The 16,997-nt window shown below is 35.1% G+C and carries 17 protein-coding genes and 1 tRNA gene; 12 read left to right on the top strand and 6 right to left on the bottom strand.

From position 1 onward, the window contains the following. The gene (locus tag BCELL_RS10575) at positions 1-1,200 is read left to right on the top strand and encodes an FtsK/SpoIIIE domain-containing protein (protein WP_013488721.1); all 1,200 of its coding nucleotides are present in this window, start codon (positions 1-3) and stop codon (positions 1,198-1,200) included. Further along, positions 1,193-1,705 (top strand): hypothetical protein, encoded by a 513-nt coding sequence (locus BCELL_RS10580; RefSeq protein WP_013488722.1) that lies wholly within the window; start codon positions 1,193-1,195, stop codon positions 1,703-1,705. Before BCELL_RS10575 ends, BCELL_RS10580 begins: the two co-directional genes overlap by 8 nt. Positions 1,706-1,855: 150 nt before the next feature. Here BCELL_RS10580 and BCELL_RS10585 read toward each other — a convergent pair whose 3' ends face one another. Continuing rightward, a complete protein-coding gene (locus BCELL_RS10585; RefSeq protein ID WP_013488723.1) occupies positions 1,856-2,086 on the bottom strand; it encodes a helix-turn-helix domain-containing protein in 231 nt (76 codons plus the stop codon). A 207-nt stretch (positions 2,087-2,293) separates the two neighbouring features. Here BCELL_RS10585 and BCELL_RS10590 point away from each other — a divergent pair, with 207 nt between their 5' ends. From BCELL_RS10590 to BCELL_RS10600, 3 genes are read left to right on the top strand one after another with little or no spacing between them, the layout of a single operon-like run. After that, positions 2,294-2,578 (top strand): hypothetical protein, encoded by a 285-nt coding sequence (locus BCELL_RS10590; protein ID WP_013488724.1) that lies wholly within the window; start codon positions 2,294-2,296, stop codon positions 2,576-2,578. Continuing rightward, on the top strand, positions 2,575-2,835 hold the full coding sequence (locus tag BCELL_RS10595) for a hypothetical protein (protein ID WP_013488725.1): 261 nt from the start codon (positions 2,575-2,577) through the stop codon (positions 2,833-2,835). Before BCELL_RS10590 ends, BCELL_RS10595 begins: the two co-directional genes overlap by 4 nt. Next, positions 2,832-3,083 (top strand): hypothetical protein, encoded by a 252-nt coding sequence (locus BCELL_RS10600; protein WP_013488726.1) that lies wholly within the window; start codon positions 2,832-2,834, stop codon positions 3,081-3,083. The genes BCELL_RS10595 and BCELL_RS10600 overlap by 4 nt, the downstream gene beginning before the upstream one ends. Positions 3,084-3,096: 13 nt before the next feature. On the opposite strand, the gene BCELL_RS10605 is transcribed toward BCELL_RS10600, so the two are convergent. Together BCELL_RS10605 and BCELL_RS22580 are read right to left on the bottom strand one after the other, a co-directional pair. After that, a complete protein-coding gene (locus BCELL_RS10605; RefSeq protein WP_013488727.1) occupies positions 3,097-4,071 on the bottom strand; it encodes a tyrosine-type recombinase/integrase in 975 nt (324 codons plus the stop codon). A 175-nt stretch (positions 4,072-4,246) separates the two neighbouring features. Then, a tRNA-Sec gene (locus BCELL_RS22580) sits at positions 4,247-4,343 on the bottom strand. A 190-nt stretch (positions 4,344-4,533) separates the two neighbouring features. On the opposite strand from BCELL_RS22580, the gene BCELL_RS10610 reads away from it, so the two are divergent. The 3 genes from BCELL_RS10610 (at position 4,534) to BCELL_RS21615 (ending at position 8,542) form a co-directional block, all read left to right on the top strand. Next, positions 4,534-5,304, top strand: coding sequence for a 3'-5' exonuclease (locus BCELL_RS10610; RefSeq protein ID WP_013488728.1), 771 nt, complete (start codon positions 4,534-4,536; stop codon positions 5,302-5,304). Positions 5,305-5,495: 191 nt separating this feature from the next. Continuing rightward, a complete protein-coding gene (selB, locus tag BCELL_RS10615; RefSeq protein WP_013488729.1) occupies positions 5,496-7,385 on the top strand; it encodes a selenocysteine-specific translation elongation factor in 1,890 nt (629 codons plus the stop codon). A 137-nt stretch (positions 7,386-7,522) separates the two neighbouring features. Then, complete coding sequence (locus BCELL_RS21615; RefSeq protein ID WP_013488730.1) at positions 7,523-8,542, top strand: GGDEF domain-containing protein; 1,020 nt, start codon at positions 7,523-7,525, stop codon at positions 8,540-8,542. Positions 8,543-8,575: 33 nt separating this feature from the next. Here BCELL_RS21615 and selD read toward each other — a convergent pair whose 3' ends face one another. Next, complete coding sequence (gene selD / locus BCELL_RS10625) at positions 8,576-9,595, bottom strand: selenide, water dikinase SelD (protein WP_081457380.1); 1,020 nt, start codon at positions 9,593-9,595, stop codon at positions 8,576-8,578. Positions 9,596-9,781: 186 nt separating this feature from the next. Here selD and BCELL_RS23290 point away from each other — a divergent pair, with 186 nt between their 5' ends. Next, on the top strand, positions 9,782-10,018 hold the full coding sequence (locus BCELL_RS23290) for an Rdx family protein (protein ID WP_013488732.1): 237 nt from the start codon (positions 9,782-9,784) through the stop codon (positions 10,016-10,018). A gap of 1,396 nt (positions 10,019-11,414) precedes the next feature. After that, positions 11,415-12,827: an L-seryl-tRNA(Sec) selenium transferase gene (gene selA, locus BCELL_RS10630; RefSeq protein WP_013488733.1), complete on the top strand. Its 1,413-nt coding sequence runs from the start codon at positions 11,415-11,417 to the stop codon at positions 12,825-12,827. Between the two features lie 133 nt (positions 12,828-12,960). Here selA and BCELL_RS10635 read toward each other — a convergent pair whose 3' ends face one another. Beyond that, positions 12,961-13,101, bottom strand: a complete 141-nt coding sequence (locus BCELL_RS10635) for a small acid-soluble spore protein P (protein WP_013488734.1) — start codon at positions 13,099-13,101, stop codon at positions 12,961-12,963. Positions 13,102-13,280: 179 nt separating this feature from the next. Between BCELL_RS10635 and BCELL_RS10640 the strand changes: the two genes are divergently transcribed. Then, positions 13,281-13,535: a hypothetical protein gene (locus tag BCELL_RS10640; protein WP_013488735.1), complete on the top strand. Its 255-nt coding sequence runs from the start codon at positions 13,281-13,283 to the stop codon at positions 13,533-13,535. Positions 13,536-13,673: 138 nt separating this feature from the next. Here the strand turns inward: BCELL_RS10640 and sspO are convergent, their stop codons facing one another. Continuing rightward, entirely contained in the window at positions 13,674-13,814 is a 141-nt protein-coding gene (gene sspO, locus BCELL_RS22130; protein ID WP_013488736.1) for a small acid-soluble spore protein O, read from the bottom strand. A gap of 297 nt (positions 13,815-14,111) precedes the next feature. Here sspO and acnA point away from each other — a divergent pair, with 297 nt between their 5' ends. Beyond that, entirely contained in the window at positions 14,112-16,829 is a 2,718-nt protein-coding gene (gene acnA, locus BCELL_RS10645; RefSeq protein ID WP_013488737.1) for an aconitate hydratase AcnA, read from the top strand. Positions 16,830-16,997: the final 168 nt, after the last annotated feature.

A 16,997-nucleotide genomic window follows, 5' to 3' on the forward strand; every position in this document is an offset into this window, starting at 1 on the left:
ATGCTAATTGAAGTCTTGTTAGGTGGTGCAGTGTGGGCTGGTGCTGAGGCAATGAAACGTGGTGTTACAGATAAGCAGAAGTTAGATCGCATTTTTCGAAAGTGTGGATTGTATGTAAAATACAACGGTAAAGAAGAGACACCAAAGTTTATTAGATCTAATCAAAAAGAATCCTATACTGAGTATGTCTATCGAATTCCAGAGGGGTTAGGATTTAAAGATTTTGAGAAGAAAAGAGAAATTATAGAGGATAGTTTAAATAGTAGTAACAATAACATTACGCTATCAGATGTAAAGAAGTTTGACATAAAAGGTGATTATAAAAAACAAATCAATGAAATTAAGAAAAGTAAAATACAACAAAAAGAAATTGTTATGACTTATAACAAATTACTTACAGTAAAAGTTTTTAATCAACCTTTAACAGACTATCTTCCATATGAAAATACTTGCGGAGGTTGGAATGTACCAATAGGTGTTACACGAACTGAATTTATTAAACATGATTTTGAAAAAATAATGCATATGGTGGTAGCCGGTACAACTAGATATGGAAAGTCAATTTTCTTAAAAAATGTTATTACAACATTATTACTTAATCAACCTAAAAACGTTTCATTTACATTAATTGATCTAAAAGGTGGATTAACATTTAATCGTTTTAGCCAATGTCCACAAATACAAAACAACACAAGTGAGCCAGAGGAATCATTAGAAGTGTTACAAATAATTAATTCACAAATGGATGAAGTAATGGAATATTTGAAGCAAAACAATTATGAGAATGTTCAAGAGGCAAAGATTCCAAACAGACATTATATCATTATTGATGAAGGGGCAGAACTCGCACCAGGTATAGAAAAGGATAAGGATTTGAAAGCAATTAAAAATGATTGTGAGGTTATTCTGTCACGAATAGCAAGGATAGGAGGCGCTTTGGGGTATCGGTTGATATATGCAACTCAGACACCCTATAGTGAAGTGTTAAACCATAACATTAAACAAAACTGTGATGCAAAACTATGCTTTAAATTACAAACAGATAAGGCTAGTGAGGTTGTATTAGGGGAAGGAATTACAGACGCACACCATTTACCTTTTATTAAAGGTCGTGGAGTTTATCTAACTGATAGAAAGCATATTGTACAGACACCAATGATTGAAAATGATTACATCGAGGGAGTGGTGAAAGGTGTTTAATCGAGTGCAAACTGTTGGTACAATCTCAGAGTTTATGGAAACAGGAACAGATAGAGAGTTAAAAAGAGAACTAAAAAAGTTCAATAAAAAGGCAGCTACACACGGCTTTAAAGCGACTCTCACAACGCTTGTAACAGGTGTAACTGCTATAAGTATAACTAACAATCTATTCACTAACCATGCTTATGCGAGTGGCATGGATGCTATTCCTGTTGTATCTATTCCAGGTAGTGAGTACGTAAAAGGAGCAGCAAAAGAAAAAATTGTAGAGGCATTTATGCCGTTAGTTGATATGATACAAGCGTTGAGTTATCCAATAGCATTGGTAATGCTAACTGGTGGGGCGTTAATGTTTATGATAAATCAAAAGGATAAAGGTATTGGATTGATACAAAACGCTTCAATAGGCTATATTCTTGTGCAACTGATGCCATTGTTAATGAATTTGCTGGTGGGAATTGGTGAAACTGTTGCGTATGGAGTACCTGTTAGTTTGTTTATATAAGTATTTATAATTTGAGGATGGTGGAGAATAATCACCTTCCTTTTTCTTTTGTCCTAATCAATATTTTCAAAAGTATTCAACCACCTATTCAAAATTAATGAAAATTTTCAGTTGTCACCAAACTGACGACAACTAAAAAAAGAGATCACTTTAATCGGTGGTCTCTTTTTCGTCTTCTTTAACTAACTCAATAACATCTTCAATGTTGCAATTTAGGTATTCACATATATTGATAATTACAGATAATGCAACATTCTCTCCTTTTGACATTTTTGCAAGAGTAGATGGAGATATTTTTAAGTCCCTTTTTAAATCTGATCTAGTCTTATCCTTCCTAATTAATGTAATTTCTAATGGCTTATAACTAGCACGTAGAGGCATACAATACACCCTTTCTTTTGTCTTATAAATAAATTATATAACACTCTAATGTAAAAATACCACTTTTTGTATTAAAAATTTGATAAGTTATACTTTTTATTCGATAAAGTGTTGACTTATCGTTTTGTTATGATGTATATTAAGTACAAGAAATCGAACTTAAAGTATGTGAAATACAATTATTAAATAACTGAGGAGGAAATTAAAATGGAAAAAGCAACTAACCTAACTGTCGTAAAAGAGGAAAGCAAAAACTTAGAGGGGTACATTGACATTAAATTAACTGTCTCAGAAGAGTCAAAAAGCTTGATTGAATTAATACAAAAGGTAGAAAGTCTAAACAATACGCTACCTGGTGATGAAGTGAAATTATTGGTTGAGGCAAACGGGAAATTAAAACCTATAGAAATACATGATATTTCAGCAAATCTTGGAACAGTATTTAATACTGATACTGAGGAAGTTGTTTGTAAAGATGGTGAGCGATTATGAGAAAGGCTGTTCCTTCCAAAGTTGTTGAATTAGAGCACGGTGTAATTATTGAAACTTTTAAATGGGAACATGATCAAAAGTTATTCAATTTTGTTTATAGCGTACCAGAGCAAATTGCAATTGAAGATGGTTTTGCCTTTGAAGCAGGAGCTTTGTTTGGCGGTAATCTTGATTTAATTGATTCTATCCATGCAGTAAGAGTTAAAGATGGATACCTCACAATTGAGGGATTAAAGGATAGGGAGGCTTCACGATGATCAAAAGAGGCAATTACTATATGTTTGAAGAGCCAAATAAAACTAGAAAAGATATGGCTGAGGTATTAGTGAAAGGGTTAGGTAGATCATTGACTGATTTAGAAGCTAGGATAATTTACTGGTTAGGTGATTGTTGTCCAGATACAAGAGGAGTGTTATTGGATTTGTTTAAGGAGTACAACAAGGAAATTGAAACATTGAATGGAGAACTTAGTGATCTAGAAAAAAAGGTTAGACGGGGAGTTTAACTCCCCTTAAACCCTATTCAAATAAACTCTTGATTGCAGAAAACTGATTATGGCGTTTCTTAACATCTGTATTTGCCATTTGTACGTAATGGTTAGTCATATGGAGTGTTGTATGTCCTAGAATTGATTTTAGTGAAAATGGATCACCGCCATTCATAATGTATAATATAGCACCTGAATGTCTCCATATGTGAGGACTAACTTGCTTATTAATACCTGCTGCTTTTCCATAGTCCATTAGAGATTTTCTAACAGTGTTAGCTGATAGAACTTGTCCATCATAAGTAAGGAATAATATCTCTTGTTCAAAATCACTTGTTTCATTAATGTATTCTTGAAGGAGTTTTGATGTTCTTGTTGATATTGGTACAAATCTATCAACCTTTGTTTTGGTTCCATCTGCTTCAAGTTTTATTACTCCATTTCTTAAATCAACATTTTCACGCTTAATAGCTAAAAGCTCGCTAATTCGAGCCATACTATCAAGCATAGTAAAGAATAAAACTTTATCACGGAAACCAGCATAATAATCATCGTTAATTTGACTTAGTAATAGTTTGATTTCTCGTGGAGACAATGCATCTACTTCTTTTTGTGGAGCTTTAACAGGTTTAAATTTCTCATGTATTGGCTGGTCTATCCAACCTTCTTCATAACTATATCGTAAAAATGCACGAATAGTTCGAAGTCTAATGTTAACTGTTGATGCTTTTAGACCTAAATCATTTAACATGTAATTTCGATATTCAAGAAAGATTTCAGTAGTCATTTCATCTGCCATAAGATCACGTTCAAGAAAGTCCAGTAAGTATTTAAAGTGTACATCATAATCAAATAGTGTTTGCTTAGATAAACCTTCACTTTTCTTAAATAATAGAAAACGCTCATACATTTCAGTTAGTGACAGGTTGATCTTATTTTGTTTTTTTACTCTTGTAGAATCAGTAAACCTTTTACCTTTTTTCATTTTTGTTCTTTCTCTTAACATAATAAAAACCTCCTATAAAATGGTTATAGAAGGTAGCTAAACATTATTTACACCCAAAGGACTAGTCGCCAGTATTAAAAAGGTCTAGTAAAAAAGTTTATTTTAAACCTTTGGGGATAAATTAATTTTATAGATATGAGCAATCACCGACAAACGCCGTCATATCAACGTTGTTTGGCGGGACCGTGTGGGAATCGAACCCACCGAGCTTGGCACGCAAGCCCCTGAAGGTTTTGAAGACCTCGGCAAACACCAGTTACACAACCGGCCCCATGTGATAATGACACGTTTTACATTATATAATTTGATATAAAGAAAATCAATCAAATGATTTGATACTTCAATTATATGTCCTATCCCACCTTCATTAGTGTTTCCTAATGTTTTCTTGTTTTCACAATGAATATAAAATGATAGAATTTAATATTAATAGAATAAATGAATTTAGTTAGGGAGTATAGGATGGATGTTATCGTTTTTGATTTAGAAACGACAAGGAATATGAATCGTAGTTCAATGCAATATATTATAGAGATTGGTGCGGTTAAACTTGTGAATAGAGGTGGAAAACTCTCCTATCATTCTCGTTTTCAAGCTTACGTGCTACCACCAAATAAATACGTGAGTAAAGCAGATAGAGAGTTTATTCATGCCTCCAAAATGGATTTTAAACATGCAAAGAAATTAAGAGATACGATGCGTCAATTCATTCATTGGATTGGAAATAAACCTTATTATTTATGTGCTTGGAGTACTTCTGATTTGCATATTTTAGTGAGAAACTATGTGTATGGACAAAAATATAATCTTAGTTGGATTGAAAACTATAATGATCTACAACAAAAGTTTGGTGAAATGATAAATATTAATAGACAAATATCTTTGACCGATAGTTTAAAGATGTCTGGGATAAAACTCGAAGGCAATCAACATAGTGCGATTGATGATGCAATGAATACGGCAAAAATTTTATTGACATATCAATCACATATCCCACTAGACATGAATAGTCAGTCAAGTCTCTTTTCTCAGTTTGTTGTTTTCCTTTATAGTAAATGCTCAAGCTGTAATGAAGTGAAATATTATACAGAGTTTCCTATAAAAAAGAGAGGTAAGTCCAATCGGGGAAAATGTAATGAATGTCTCGTGAAAAAAAGACGATATAAGAAACTAATGAAACTTGTAAAAACATTAAGACACGTCATGTATAGTAAAAGATGCAATGAACATTAAGTCTAGTTTGCAAATAAAAACTAGGCTTTTTATATTTCACGTACAACTAGAATAGCTTCGTAATAAACAAATAAGTATTCTTTAAAATTCCCCCTACACTAACCTTCGTAATCAAACATACTATCCGTGCTGAACTCTATGTTAAAATGAGTTTGGACAATGGAGAGAGTGAAACGAAGTGAGGGATCATAATGACAAAGCAATATTATACGATTGGAATGGCCGGTCATGTCGACCACGGAAAAACATCATTAACAAAAGCGCTAACAAATATAGAGACAGACAGGCTAAAAGAAGAAAAAGAAAGAGCGATTTCAATAGAACTAGGCTATGCACCTTTAAAAATAGATGAAAACACGCAAGTTTCTATTATCGATGTCCCAGGCCACGAAAGGTTTATTAGGCAAATGATTGCCGGTGTTGCTGGAATTGACCTTGTCATACTTGTAGTTGCAGCAGATGAAGGGGTAATGCCTCAAACAGTTGAGCACCTACAGATACTCCAATTACTTGGTATACATAGAGGATTAATCGTTGTTACAAAAATGGATCTAGTAGAAGAGGACATGAAGGAGCTTATTGAAGCAGACATATTTGAAAAAATAACAGACACTTTTTTTGAAGGAACAGAATTGTTATTTGTAGATAGTGTTTCAAAAAAAGGAATTCCCGAGCTAATACGAAAAATGGAAGAATATTTAAAAGATGTACCTGTTCGAAATGCAAGCGGTCCGTTTCGTTTACCAATAGATCAAGTTTTTACCGTACATGGACAAGGGACAGTAGTACGTGGGACAGTTTACGAAGGGGAAGTGAAGGAAGGAGAGGTGTTAGAGCTTTTACCTCAACAGAAGAAAGTTCGCGCACGACAGTTACAAGTGCACAATGAAACACAGTCTCTAGGGCGAGCGGGTCAAAGACTAGCGATTAATGTAGGCGGAATAGCAAAAAATGAAGTGAAACGTGGGGATGTTCTAGTATCTACTCAATATTATACTTCTACTAAAACAATTGATGTTTGTTTAGATACATTTGAATCATTAAAGTTTTCGTTAAAACAGCGGAATGCTATTAAGCTTCATCTTGGAACTGCAGAGGTATATGGGAAAATTGTATTCTTTGATCGTAATGAGCTTACAGCTGGTCGACACGTGTTGTGCCAACTCCGATTAGATCAACCTGTTGTTACGAGAAGGGGAGACCGCTTTATTTTGAGAAGACCTACTCCCGTCGAGACGGTAGGAGGCGGCTTTGTTATTGATCCAAACGGGGAAAAATATAAGTTTGGTGAAAGAACAATTGCGTTGCTTTCTAGAAAAAAAGAAGGTACTCCTGAAGAACGTATTATAGACGTGTTAAAAGTGAATAAAAGTATGACATTACAGGAGCTTGAAAAAGAAGCGAGTGTACCTGCCACAGAATTGCAGGAAATCGTCACGAAACACCCTCATTCTCCATTTAGAAAGCTTCAAAATCAATACATGCTAAAGGATGTCTATGATGAGTGTATTCATATGCTTACTATCGAGCTAAATGATTACCATAATAAATTTCCCCTTCGTGAAGGGAAAAACAAAGCAGAATTAATGCAACAATTTAACGTTTACGGATCAAGTGTAATCGAGGCAGTAATTGAAGAAGGGATCGTTACGAATGTTTTCAAGAAAAATAAACAATTTATTGCTACTTATGACTTTTCTCCATCATTCCCGAAGCAATGGGAAAGAAGAATGAACCAAGTTATTTTAGCGATGGAAAAAGAAGGTCTACAAGTTAGTCCATTTACTGATCTTGTAAATAACGCAGGAATTCCACTTGAGTTACAAGAGGAGTTACGCCATTTTCTCTTACGAACTTCCAAAGTTATTGAACTAGATGAAAAGCATATTTTATCTAAAACAGCATTCGAGGCTGCTGTGCAAAAAGTGAAAGAGAATATAGCTGATAAATTTGATTTACAAACAGCAAAATCAGTTTTAAATATATCAAGAAAATATTTGGTTCCACTACTCGAAGCTTTTGACGAACAAAAAGTAACAAAAAGAGAAGGGAACGAGCGAGTGTTTTTGGATAATAAATAGTACTGTATGCATTTTAGTTGCCGAACATAATATATTATATTAATATAGGTATAAATCCCTAGATCAATTAGACTAATGATATTTGTTCAGGGCTCTCTATTTTTTAAATGCCTCGGAAAGGAAAGAGGTCAAATGAAATGCATACAAACATGAGTAAGTATGATCTGTTTAAATGGAGATTATATTTATGGAGCTACCCGATTATTATAGCAGCTTTGTGCTCAAATGTTTTGCAGTGGCAAAATTATAGTAATTTAATGAAATCAATAATTATCTTCTTAATAATATGGAATACCGTTGCATGGTTTTTATTATTTAAAAGAAAATACTTCAAGACTGTTGAGATAATAAGCTTATGTATAATAAGTATTACTTATTTGTTTGTTTATGAAAGAGTATTATCTCAATTAAATGTCTCAGCTTATCTCTCGATGGAGCTCTTATTTTGGACACCGTTAATTTTTATTTATATTTTTATTGTGCTTAAAGGAAAAAAAGGTTTCATTTATGCATTAACATTATGGATCATCACACTATGTGTACACATGTTCTACTCGTTAGATTTACCTAATGAAGTTAATTACTCATATATACAGTTTCATTTTTCAAGTATTATGTATATTACTTTTCTTTTATTTTCGCAAGTAATTTTTAGGTCATTTATTGAATCGGAAGTTATTGAAAAATATGCCTTCAAGGATTTCCTGACAGGAATTAATAACCGTAGAATGATGTATTCGTATTTAAAATCTGAAATAAAGAATAAAAAAGAGCTCACAGTTATTTTTTTCGATATTGATCACTTTAAAAAGATTAATGACCAACACGGACATTTTATTGGTGATGAGATATTAAAAGAAGTGACCAACGTTGTATTAACACGATTAACTAAAAACGAAACATTTGGACGGTGGGGTGGAGAAGAATTTATCATTGTTAGTAAAGGAACAGGTCTAGAAAATACGATCACACTCGCAGAAGAAATAAGAAAAACGATTAAAGATCACTCTTTTACAAATAAACTCCAAGTTACTTGTAGCTTTGGTGTAAAGCAGTTTCAGTATAATGACACATTAAACTCGTTTTTAAGTGAAGCAGATAAAGCACTATATTTAGCAAAAGAAAACGGAAGAAATAAAGTAGAAGTAACAAAATAGAGCCATGTGGCTCTATTTTGTTATGGTAATGACCTACTTCACATAAATTTGTTTTTCTTTCGGTTCATGTACGGTACCGATGATAGTAGCTTTAGAAACAGCGTTTTCGTTTAATTGTTGCACATATTGTTCAGCTTGTTCCTTCGGTAAACTAATAAGAAGGCCCCCCGATGTAATAGCGTCACATAGAATGAGGTGGTCAATGTCAGTAAGAGACGACTCAAAGGAAATTTTTTCCTTTAACCAAGCGTAATTTGCTTTACTTCCTCCTGGAATGACACCTTGGTGTGCAAGCTCTTTCGTTCCGTTTAGCAAAGGCACATGATCAAACAGTATATCGAAGCTAACCTTACTGCCACTTGCCATTTCAAAAGCATGGCCCATTAACCCAAACCCCGTAATATCTGTTACAGCGTGAGGAGTGAACGATTGTAACGTTTCACATGCGATGCGATTTAACTCTGCCATCGTCTCTGTCACAGCGGTTGTTTGTTCCACACTTGTTTTGTCTCGTTTTATACCTGTAGTTAGAATTCCAACACCAATTGGTTTAGTAAGAACGAGTGCATCACCTGGCTGTGCACCAACGTTTTTAAAAATGCGTTCAGGGTGTACTACTCCAGTTACACTTAATCCAAATTTCGGTTCTTGATCATCAATAGAATGTCCACCTGCAATCACGGCACCAGCCTCATCGACTTTATGAGCAGCCCCTTTTAAAATTTGAGCAAGCATTTCGTGAGGTAATTTTTTTATAGGGAAACCAACGATATTAAGAACCGTTTTCGGAATACCGCCCATTGCATACACATCACTTAACGCATTTGCAGCTGCAATTTGACCAAACATGTATGGATCATCAACAATAGGTGTAAAGTAATCGACAGTTTGAATAAGTGCAATTTCATCGGTCAACTTGTAGACACCACCATCATCTGATGTTTCATGACCTACGAGTAAACGCTCATCATTATTTGACTTCGGTAAATGGCGCAGTACCTGCGCCAGGTCACTAGGACCAATTTTACATCCTCAACCAGCCTTTGAGGACATAGCTGTTAATCTAAATTGCTTATCGTGTTGATCCAATGAAAACACCTCCTTTACTAATACATTACATAAAGAGAACGAGTTTGTCTAAATGGAAGTAATGAGAAGTATTATTTTTGATTTATTTACAATGCTATTATAGAATGTACTTGTACTAAGCACAAAAAATTTATAAAGGGGACATGTCACATGGCTTACAAAATGACAGTTGAATTTTGCCAACAGTGAAACTATGCACCTAAAGCTGCGAGTTTCGCAGAAGAGCTATTTAATCATTTCCGAGCAAACATTACAAACCTAAACTTAGTTGCAAGTTCAGGTGGTGCATTTGAAGTGTTTGTTAACGGTGAAAAAGTTTATTCAAAATTGGAAACAGGTCAGTTTCCATCTACTGAAGAAATAATTAAAATAATGGAATCAAGTTAAAAAAAGACCTCGTTTTTCGAGGTCTTTTTTATTATAGTAATTGTGAAGTAAATGAAGTGTACGGAACGAAATAGATAAGAACGTAGGAAAGCAAATGACGAGTGTTGTTCGAAGTCTAATGCTACCCGATAAATTGAAATTGAGCAGATGAAGGTCATCATACAAAGGCTATGCTACCCGACAAAACGAAGTTGAGCAGATGAAGGTCATCATACGAAGCCTATGCTGCCTGAAAAATTGAAACCGAGCATGCTACCCGACAAAACGAAACCGAGCAGATGAAGGTCATCATACGAAGTCTATGCTGCCTGAAAAATTGAAACCGAGCAGATAAAGGTCATCATACGAAGTCTATGCTACCCGACAAAACGAAACCGAGTAGATGAAGGTCATCATACGAAGTCTATGCTGCCTGAAAAATAGAAACCGAGCAGATAAAGGTCATCATACGAAGTCTATGCTACCCGACAAAACGAAACCGAGTAGATGAAGGTCATCATACGAAGTCTATGCTGCCTGAAAAATAGAAACCGAGCAGATAAAGGTCATCATACGAAGTCTATGCTACCCGAAAAATAGAAATCGAGCAGATGAAGGTCATCATACGAAGTCTATGCTACCCAAAAAAATGAAATCGAGCAGATGAAGGTCATCATACGAAGCCTATGCTACCCGAAAAATAGAAACCGAGCAGATGAAGGTCATCATACGAAGCTAATGCTAAAAATTTCTGTTAGGGATTCGCAGAGTTCAACGTTAGTTAAAAAACAACGAGACATTTCATAAAAGAAAAAAAGAGTGGCCGTATAGACCACTCTTTTTCTTTAGAGTTGATACTCGCTTCATCTGGGGTAAAGTCGATGTTAATCTTCTGGAAACACCTCATTTATTATCGTATTATTTTCCTTGAATGTTTGTTGCTTGTTACTTGTTCAAGCGAACCACCCCTCAAGGTTTTTTTACGATAAATCCCTTTGACGCTGTATCACTCTCGTAAAAGGAATCATTGACTCCCTCTACACTAGTTATGATGTCCTTCTATAAGAAATTAATGTTTGGAAAATTTTTCATTTTTTTATTTGAACTAAATAATTATGTATACTAAAAAAAGAGTGGCCGAATAGGCCACTCTCCTTTAGAGATACTCGCTTCGTCTGGGGTAAAGTCGATGTTTGTCTTTCGCCAACACCTCATTTATCATTTCGTTTTTTAATCCTTGAATGTTTGTTGCTCGTTACAAGTACAAGCGAACCACCCCTCAAGGTCTTACGAATGATGAACCCTTAGTTGCTGTATCTCTCGTAAAAGGAATCATTGATCCCTTCTACACTATTTATGATGTTCATAATCGCAAAAATGATGTATGGAAAAATAATGAAATTGGAGAGGAAATGAAATGACACAACCAATTCGATCAATCCCTGCTATGCATGAAGTGCAGAAAACGGACGTATATAAAAAACTTAGCAATGATATTCCGACACTTATATTAAATAATTGGATTAAAGCTTCTATTGAGAATACGAGAAAAGATATTTTAAATAATCGAGAAAATTATGAAGATGTATCGAGAATAGACCATATACGGAAAATTACGGAATACTTAATAAAACAATCCAATCATTTTTCTCCATTCAGGCTCCAAAAAGTAATTAATGGTACTGGAACTGTGTTGCACACAAATTTAGGTAGAGCACGTCTCAGTGAAACTGCAATGAAACGAGTTGTTGAAACATCAGCGAATTATAGTACCCTTGAATATGATGTAGAGAAGGGAGAGAGAGGCTCACGCCATGATATTATTCAAGACCTGTTATTAAAAGTGACAAACAGCGAAGCCGCCATGGTAGTAAACAATAATTCCGCTGCAGTCTACTTTATATTAAAAGCACTTTGTCAAGATAAGGAAGTTATCGTATCTAGGGGAGAATTAGTTGAAATTGGTGGTTCTTTTCGTGTTTCAACGATTATGGAAGAAAGTAGAGCAAAACTAGTAGAAGTTGGGACTACAAATAAAACCCACGAATTTGACTACAAAAACGCTATTACTGATGAAACAAAAATGCTGATGAAAGTACATACGAGTAATTTTAAAACGGTTGGATTTACAAAGGAAGTTTCATCTAAAGGCCTTAAAAAGATTACCCAACAAACAAATAAAGAAATAATTATTTATGAAGATTTAGGAAGTGGCTCACTTTACCCTTTTCAGCATAATGGTATCGGTGACGAACCGGTAGTGAAAGAGGCGTTAAAGCATGCAGATGTTGTTTCTTTTAGTGGGGACAAGCTCCTTGGTGGTCCACAAGCAGGCATTATAGTAGGAAAGAAAGATATAATAAATAAATTGAAAAAACATCCACTAGCGAGAGTGTTAAGGGTAGATAAAATGACACTAGCTGCATTAGAAGCGACGCTACAACAGTATTTATTTGGTCAAGAGCTACAAATACCTACGATAAGAGATGTCCTGCAATCAAAGGATGATGTTTTATCAAAAGCAATGACATTTTTAGAAAATTTAAATCAAAACAGTAATGTAGGCGGAGAAATAGCGAGTGATTTCTCTTATGTTGGTGGAGGAACGATGCCTACAGAAAAACTACAAACATATGGTGTAATTTTAAAATCAGAGCATTACTCAGCTAATCAACTCGAGAAAAAGTTAAGAGGCGGGGAAACTCCCGTAATTACACGTATGAAAGACGGACATGTTTTCATCGATTTTCGCACGATTACTACAGAAGAAATTGATGTATTATTAGAGTCTGTAAAAAAAGTATGTAGTAATAGAGATAAACTACAGTAAATAAAGGAATAGCTACACTCGTTATACACACTATTATAGTAATTCAAGGCTTTTCAATTAATTGTCTGCGACAGATCAAAATTTATGACATGAAAAGGGGACTCAAATGAAATTTTTGAGTCCCCTTTTCATTTTATCCCTCACCGTTAGTTTGTGATACTTGATTTCGCTTCTTTACTTTGTGGGAGCCAGACAAAGGTGCAGGTTGGCTTGCACTATGGTGGTTTTTAGGTGAATTTCTTCGTTGATCTTTATAAGTGTTTCTTTCTGTCATATGTCACATCTCCTTTATCGGGTAGACTACAGCTGAAAATGATTTTTTCATCAGCTTCAAGCACATCATTTATTTTTCTCGTAAAAAAATAATTCATGCTGCACAAACAATGGTAAGTATTTTTTCTTATTTTCTGATAAAAATAAATGTGAAGTTATATGTTAAGAGGGGGAGCAAAAATGCCATACCATAAAAATAAACGCCAAGCATTTGAAGCTGCACAACAAGCTTACGTACAATTGCAAGAAGCATTTGAAAGTATGCATTACGAAGACCCAGATTATGGTCACCAGCAAAAACTAGCTGGTCAGGAGTTGGATGAAGCAATTCAGGCTATTCAAAAAGCACATGTTACAGCATCAGAACATCAACGAAAACAATTAGAAAAATATTCTGCCGATGTAGCAAAGTATAAACAACAATTACAGGAATAGTAATCACGTTTAAAGGGCGACTCAATAGGTGAAACCACCCTGCTGAGGTCGCCCTTTTATTAGTGAATGCAGTATGCTCGCACATTGCTTATAAGATGAACCCACAAATAAATAAGCTTTATCACCCTATACACTAAATCATTGACGTTTCTTCGTTTTTTTGTTGAATTGACGCTGTTTAGCGCTTAACGGATCATTTACGTGTCCTTTTTCATACACACCTTCACCCTGTGTTTTTGCATCGTTCATTCCAGGACGAGTATTCATCTTTTGCTCCATTATTAACACCTCCAGGATTAGTTTGTGTTTAAAATAGCGGTTTAAAGAAGGAAAAAAATGAGAAATAAACATCCTTTTTATACAAATTTATTTACTAACCTAAAGTGTTAATGATAATCTAGTGGAGGGCATTTTCAATTTATGAGCGAATACTTTTAATGGAAATATGAGTATAAAATATTGAATCATATTACGAGTACTATTTCATAATAATGAATTTGTGTCCAATTTTTGAATAAAGGTTTTAGACAATTTTGAATTTCTATTATAGAATATTAAATATAGGAGGGAATACATATGGCAAAAGATTCTTTGTACAATTCTAAACGTACGTTTGAAACTAATGGTAAAACGTACACTTATTTTGATCTAAAAGCAATCGAAGAGGCTGGAGTTGGAAATGTTAGTAATCTACCTTACTCGATAAAAGTTCTTTTAGAATCTGTGTTACGTCAATATGATGGAAAAGTAATTAAAGAAGAGCATGTTGAAAACCTTGCTAAATGGGGAACAGCGGACGTGAAGAACATCGACGTTCCGTTTAAGCCTGCCCGTGTTATTTTACAAGATTTTACTGGGGTTCCTGCAGTTGTTGACCTTGCTTCTTTAAGAAAAGCAATGGCTGATTTTGGTGGAAATCCAAATCAAATTAATCCTGCAATCCCTGTAGATTTAGTCATTGACCACTCAGTTCAAGTCGATGAATTCGGAGCAGCTAACTCACTACTTCGTAATATGGAATTAGAGTTTAAAAGAAATGAAGAGCGTTATAAGTTTTTAAGCTGGGCTCAAAAATCCTTTGATAACTACCGAGCAGTTCCACCAGCTACAGGTATCGTTCACCAAGTAAACTTAGAATATCTTGCAAACGTTGTCCAACATGAAGAAAAGGACGGAGAAGTAGTAGCATTCCCAGATTCTTTAGTTGGTACTGATTCACATACAACGATGATTAACGGCCTTGGTGTACTTGGGTGGGGTGTAGGTGGTATTGAGGCAGAAGCTGGAATGCTTAAGCAGCCATCTTATTTCCCTGTTCCTGAAGTAATTGGTATGAAATTTGTCGGATCCATGCCTGAAGGTGCAACCGCTACTGACTTAGCTTTAAAAGTAACACAAGTATTACGTGAGAAAAAAGTGGTTGGTAAGTTCGTCGAGTTCTTCGGACCTGGTATCGCAAACATGACCCTTGCAGATCGTGCGACGATTTCAAACATGGCACCTGAATATGGTGCGACGTGTGGTTTCTTCCCAATTGATGACGAAACATTAAACTACTTACGTTTTACAGGTCGAAGCGAAGAACTAGTAAGCTTAGTAGAACAATATACAAAAGCAAATGGTATGTTCTATACAGCAGGGAATGACGATCCAACATTTACTGATGTTGTAGAACTTGATTTATCAACAATCGAGCCTAACCTTTCTGGTCCAAAACGTCCACAAGATTTAATTCCACTATCAAATATGAAAGACGAGTGGAGAAAAGCGTTAACAGCACCAGTAGGTAATCAAGGTTTTGGTTTATCAGAAGATGAAATTAATAAAGAAGCAACTGTTCAACATCCGAATGGTAAAGCGTCTACTTTAAAAACTGGCTCAGTAGCTATTGCGGCTATAACTAGCTGTACAAATACTTCTAATCCTCATGTAATGATCGGTGCAGGTTTACTAGCTAAAAATGCAGTAGAAAAAGGTTTAGAAGTTCCTGAGTATGTAAAAACAAGTTTAGCGCCTGGTTCAAAAGTAGTAACAGGCTATTTGGAAGATGCTGGGCTCATGCCTTATTTAGATCAATTAGGCTTCAACTTAGTTGGGTATGGTTGTACGACATGTATCGGAAATAGTGGTCCACTACCAGCCGAAATAGAAGCTGGAATTGCTGAAAATGACCTTACAGTAGCTTCTGTATTAAGTGGTAACCGTAACTTTGAAGGACGTATTCATCCTTTAGTTAAAGCAAACTACTTAGCTTCACCTCCATTAGTAGTTGCTTATGCATTAGCTGGAACAGTTGATATTGATGTATATAACGAGCCATTAGGTAAAGGGAAAAATGGTGAAGATGTATATTTCAAAGATATTTGGCCAAGTCATGCAGAAATTCAAGCATCAATGGAAAAAGCAGTGGCACCAGAATTATTTAAGAAGGAATATGAGCGTGTGTTCGATGATAATGAAGAGTGGAATAAACTTGAATCTCCAGATGAAGAGCTATATACGTGGGATGAAGATTCAACGTATATTCAAAATCCTCCATTCTTTGAGAACTTATCTCCTGAGCCTGAGGATGTTAAAGAGCTAAAAGGACTTCGAGCAGTTGGTAAATTTGGTGACTCTGTAACAACGGACCATATATCTCCTGCAGGTTCAATTGCAAAAGACAGCCCGGCTGGTAAATATCTCATGGAAAAAGGCTTAAAGCCTGCTGACTTTAACTCATACGGTTCTCGTCGTGGTAACCATGAGGTAATGATGCGTGGTACATTTGCAAACATTAGAATTAAAAACCAACTAGCACCTGGAACTGAAGGTGGTTATACGACATACTGGCCAACAGGCGAAACAATGGCCATTTATGACGCATGTATGAAATATAAAGAAGAAGGTACTGGTCTTGTAGTTCTTGCTGGTAACGACTATGGTATGGGGAGTTCGCGTGACTGGGCTGCAAAAGGTACAAACTTGTTAGGAATAAAAACTGTTATTGCAGCTAGCTTCGAACGTATCCATCGTAGTAACTTAGTGCTTATGGGTGTGCTTCCTCTTCAATTTAAAGAAGGTGAAAACGCAGATACACTCGGTTTAACTGGTAAAGAACATTTCGAAGTCAAGGTTACTAATGACATTAAACCTCGTGATTATGTAATAGTGGTAGCGAAGGATGAAGAATCAGGTAAAGAAACAACGTTTGAAGTTCTTGCCCGTTTTGACAGTGAAGTAGAAATTGATTACTATCGTCACGGCGGTATTCTTCAAATGGTACTTCGTAACGCTTTACAAGAAGTAAAATAAATATTTTGCTAAAAAGAGTCCTGTATAAGGGCTCTTTTTTTATTTAGTATATTTTGTATCGAAAATGCGGAGAAAAGTATTCACCAAAAAGACACTTGTCTTTTACAGAATTATTAGTCATTATTAAATTGTGACACTATTCACATAAAAACATTTAGTAGGAGGCTA

The sequence above is a fragment of the Evansella cellulosilytica DSM 2522 genome, assembly GCF_000177235.2.
GTDB lineage: Bacteria > Bacillota > Bacilli > Bacillales > Salisediminibacteriaceae > Evansella > Evansella cellulosilytica.